Origin of the sequence: Desulfosarcina sp. (assembly GCF_033791525.1) — a bacterium.
Taxonomy (GTDB): Bacteria; Desulfobacterota; Desulfobacteria; order Desulfobacterales; family Desulfosarcinaceae; genus Desulfosarcina.
This window is the reverse complement of record NZ_JASJGN010000399.1, coordinates 1-3,114: the sequence shown is the minus strand read 5'-3', so window position 1 is coordinate 3,114 and position 3,114 is coordinate 1. Positions and strand designations below refer to the sequence as shown.

Genomic DNA, 3,114 nt, shown 5'->3' with positions numbered 1-3,114 from the left:
CATCGATGGTACCCAACCGTGATCGTTACCAATCGACCTTCTTCGAAAAAGGTGCATCGCTCAGTTTGGGTCACAATATGCGCTGCTCGCTGGTTCGACGCCAAAAAACAACCACCGGCACATATCCAGATTACTGGCGGCGGGTGAAACGCAAGTGCCGGGCCCTAAAACCCGCCGGGGATCAGCAATACCACTACTGTAAAGCTGGAACTGCCGCACTGATCAACGCCAAGGCAGCTATACACGCCCCTCGATTTCCAATCTATCAAAATGCTCATAGCTGCGGTCATAGGTGCGCTCGGCATCGTCCGGGAAGACGCATGCCGGCAGCTGGCGCATCTGGACATGGTACTTCAGGCAGTCACAGCAGATCCCTTTGCGAGAACAGGGTTCGTATGAGCAGTTGCAGCGTTCCAGATTCTTCTCTTTGTTGCATTCCATCTCACACCTCTCCCTTCAATCCGATTTCAGCGGCCACGTCCCGCATGCCCATGATGGTGTCTGTGATTAGATCGCCTATTTCCACGCCCAGCATGTCGGCCCCCTTTTGAATGATCGACCGGTCCACACCGGCGGCAAAGCGTTTGTCCTTCCACTTCTTTTTTACCGACTTGGCCTTCATGTCCATGACGCTCTTGGTGGGTCGAACCAAAGCTGAGGTGGCCACCAGACCGGTTAGTTCATCGATGGCATAGAGGACTTTTTCCATGTGGGTTGTCGGTTCCACATCGCTGCAAATACCCCAGCCGTGGCTGACCACGGCGCGGATCAGATCATCGGGCCAGTTGTTTTCCTTGAGGATGGCTTCGGTCTTTTTGCAGTGCTGGTCGGGGAACTGTTCGTAATCCAGGTCGTGGATCAGGCCCACGATGCCCCAGACCTCCTCGTCCTCACCATATTTTCTGGCCATGAAGCGCATCACGCCCTCCACGGCAAAGGCGTGCTTGATGAGGCTTTCGCTCTGGTTATAGGTTTTGAGCAGGGCCAGGGCGTCTTCCCGGGTGGGCGTTGGGTGGTTCATGGTTATCTCCTGAAAATGATAAACGTTGTCGGCGATAGCCGCAGGTCTTATATTCAATAAGAATCTGATTTACCATATGCCCGGGCGGGCAACAAGCCCTTTGGATGGAGAACCAATGACCCGCAAGCAATCCCAAGATGAACTGCACCGGCTGACATCGGCAATTCAGACGCTCAACACCCGCTGGGCCAGACGGGCGCTGTCTCTCTGGCAGGGCCTTCCGCTCGATGGCTCTCCGGAGCAAATATACGCAGGGTTCGAAGCGGTCCTGACGCCGGAAACCATTGCCGGGGTGGCTGATACCCGTGACGATCCGACCCGGGCGCGTATCCGTCATGGTTTGATCGATCACTACCTCCAGCGCAAGCTGATGCCCCACGAAACGGAAATGCAGGCCTGGAGCCGCGGCGCGGCAGCCCATGTCGACGGCGAAAAAATTTTCTTTACCGAAGTCATTCCCTGGTGTCAGAAGTCCAGCACCCTGCTCAAACGACAGCGGCTGCAGCAGGAGACCGGGCCCCTTTGTAAACTGCTCAAGCCCTTTGCCGTCAACCACTGGAACATCCTACTGGAAACCCTGACGGATGAGTTGGGATTTGACAGCTACATCGACTATTGTGGGCAGAAAAAGGGGATCGATTACCCGCGGCTTTACCGGGAGATGAAAACCCTGATCGAGCGGACGGACGATTTCTATTTTGCCGCCATGGAAGCGTGGAGCCGCCGACGCTTCAACCGCCCGCTGAAAGACCTGTCCCGGTTCGACGCCATCTACCTGCTCAGTCTCGGCCAATGGGACCGGTTGTGTCCGGTGGACAATCCCGAAAGCACCTTACGCTTTTTCAGCCGCTGGGGGTTCGATCCGGCCCATCATCCCGGTCTTTTCCTGGAAATCCGACCGGCGGCAGGCAAAAGTGCGCAGGCCATCTCCGTGATGGTCAGGATACCCCAGGAGGTCCACATTCTCATGCGGCCCGAAGGCGGGTGGATCGATGTGGAAACGCTCTGGCACGAACTGGGGCATGGGCTGTCGGCCGTTGCCACCGATCCGTCGCTGCCGGTTGTGGATCGTGAACTGGCCACGGCCTTCAACCTTTCCGAGGTTTACGCTTTCCTGTTGCAGCGGATGGCGCTGTCCCGGCCGGTTCTGGAATCGGTGATGGGGTTGCCCGAGAAAACCGTTGCCACGATGGTCTACTACAAAGACCTGAAAGATCTTTCCGTTTTTCGCCGATACGCGGCCAAGTTCATCAGCGAGTATGAGATGTTTGCCGGCGGCGAGCTGTCCGACGGCCGGCCCTATGCCGACACCATGGCCCGGGTCACCGGCTTTTTCCACCAGCCCGAAAGCCATCTGTTCGATCTGGTGCCCGAGTTATACTGTGCGGACTATCTGCTGGGATGGATGGGCGAGGCGGTGCTGGCCGGCCACCTCCAACGCAACCTGGGCAGCTGCTGGTGCCTGCGCGTCGAAACCGGGGAGGTGCTCAAACGGTTGTGGCGCCAGGGAAACAGCATGGACATCTTCTCTTTTTTCGAAAACAACGGCCTGGGGAAACTCACCCCCGCAGCGTTGCTGAAACGCTGGGAACGCCTGGCCGACAGCCCCTGCCCGGACTGATTGGCCCGGGGCCGCCGGACCGCATTTTTCCAGGGGTCCGGTGTCTTTTCAATATCGCTCCGGCACCCCTTCGCCGAATCCAGCCGGCGGGGAAAGACGTTGCACGTTTATGTGACCGCGTCCGGCTGCCGGTGAACGCCTGGGGTTGCATTCTGCCTGCGGGCTGGTATGATCCTGACGCTGTCTTCACCCATCCAATCCCATCGCGGAGTGCCAATTGAAAATTGTCGTTACCAATGATGATGGCTACGACCAGCCCGGCTTGGCAGCGCTGGTCGAATCGGTAAAACCACTGGCAGATGTATTCGTGGTCGCACCGGCGACCCCCCAGTCCAATGTGGGCCACCGGGTGACCATGCGGGAGCCGATCCGGGTAGACCGGCTGGACGAGGGTACCTACGTGGTTCACGCGACACCGGCCGACTGCACCCGCCTGGCCGTCAAGCAGTTGGTGCCCGATGCCGAGTGGGTC

4 protein-coding genes are annotated in these 3,114 nt (G+C 58.3%); 2 read left to right on the top strand and 2 right to left on the bottom strand.

Annotated elements, in window-relative coordinates; all coding sequences use genetic code 11:
• Positions 1-237: 237 nt before the first annotated feature.
• A complete protein-coding gene (locus tag QNK41_RS19645) occupies positions 238-441 on the bottom strand; it encodes a DUF6485 family protein (protein ID WP_319260501.1) in 204 nt (67 codons plus the stop codon).
• Between the two features lies 1 nt (position 442).
• Positions 443-1,021, bottom strand: a complete 579-nt coding sequence (locus QNK41_RS19640) for an HD domain-containing protein (protein ID WP_319260499.1) — start codon at positions 1,019-1,021, stop codon at positions 443-445.
• 115 nt (positions 1,022-1,136) lie between these two features.
• On the opposite strand from QNK41_RS19640, the gene QNK41_RS19635 reads away from it, so the two are divergent.
• Together QNK41_RS19635 and QNK41_RS19630 are read left to right on the top strand one after the other, a co-directional pair.
• A complete protein-coding gene (locus QNK41_RS19635; protein WP_319260496.1) occupies positions 1,137-2,642 on the top strand; it encodes a hypothetical protein in 1,506 nt (501 codons plus the stop codon).
• 217 nt (positions 2,643-2,859) lie between these two features.
• Positions 2,860-3,114 (top strand): 5'/3'-nucleotidase SurE (locus tag QNK41_RS19630; protein ID WP_319260494.1); only part of this gene is annotated, 255 nt, incomplete at its 3' end.

Coding starts and splice junctions, on each gene's coding strand:
- QNK41_RS19645 (WP_319260501.1), bottom strand. CDS start 441: ATGGAATGCAACAAAGAGAAGAATCTGGAACGCTGCAACTGCTCATAC.
- QNK41_RS19640 (WP_319260499.1), bottom strand. CDS start 1,021: ATGAACCACCCAACGCCCACCCGGGAAGACGCCCTGGCCCTGCTCAAA.
- QNK41_RS19635 (WP_319260496.1), top strand. CDS start 1,137: ATGACCCGCAAGCAATCCCAAGATGAACTGCACCGGCTGACATCGGCA.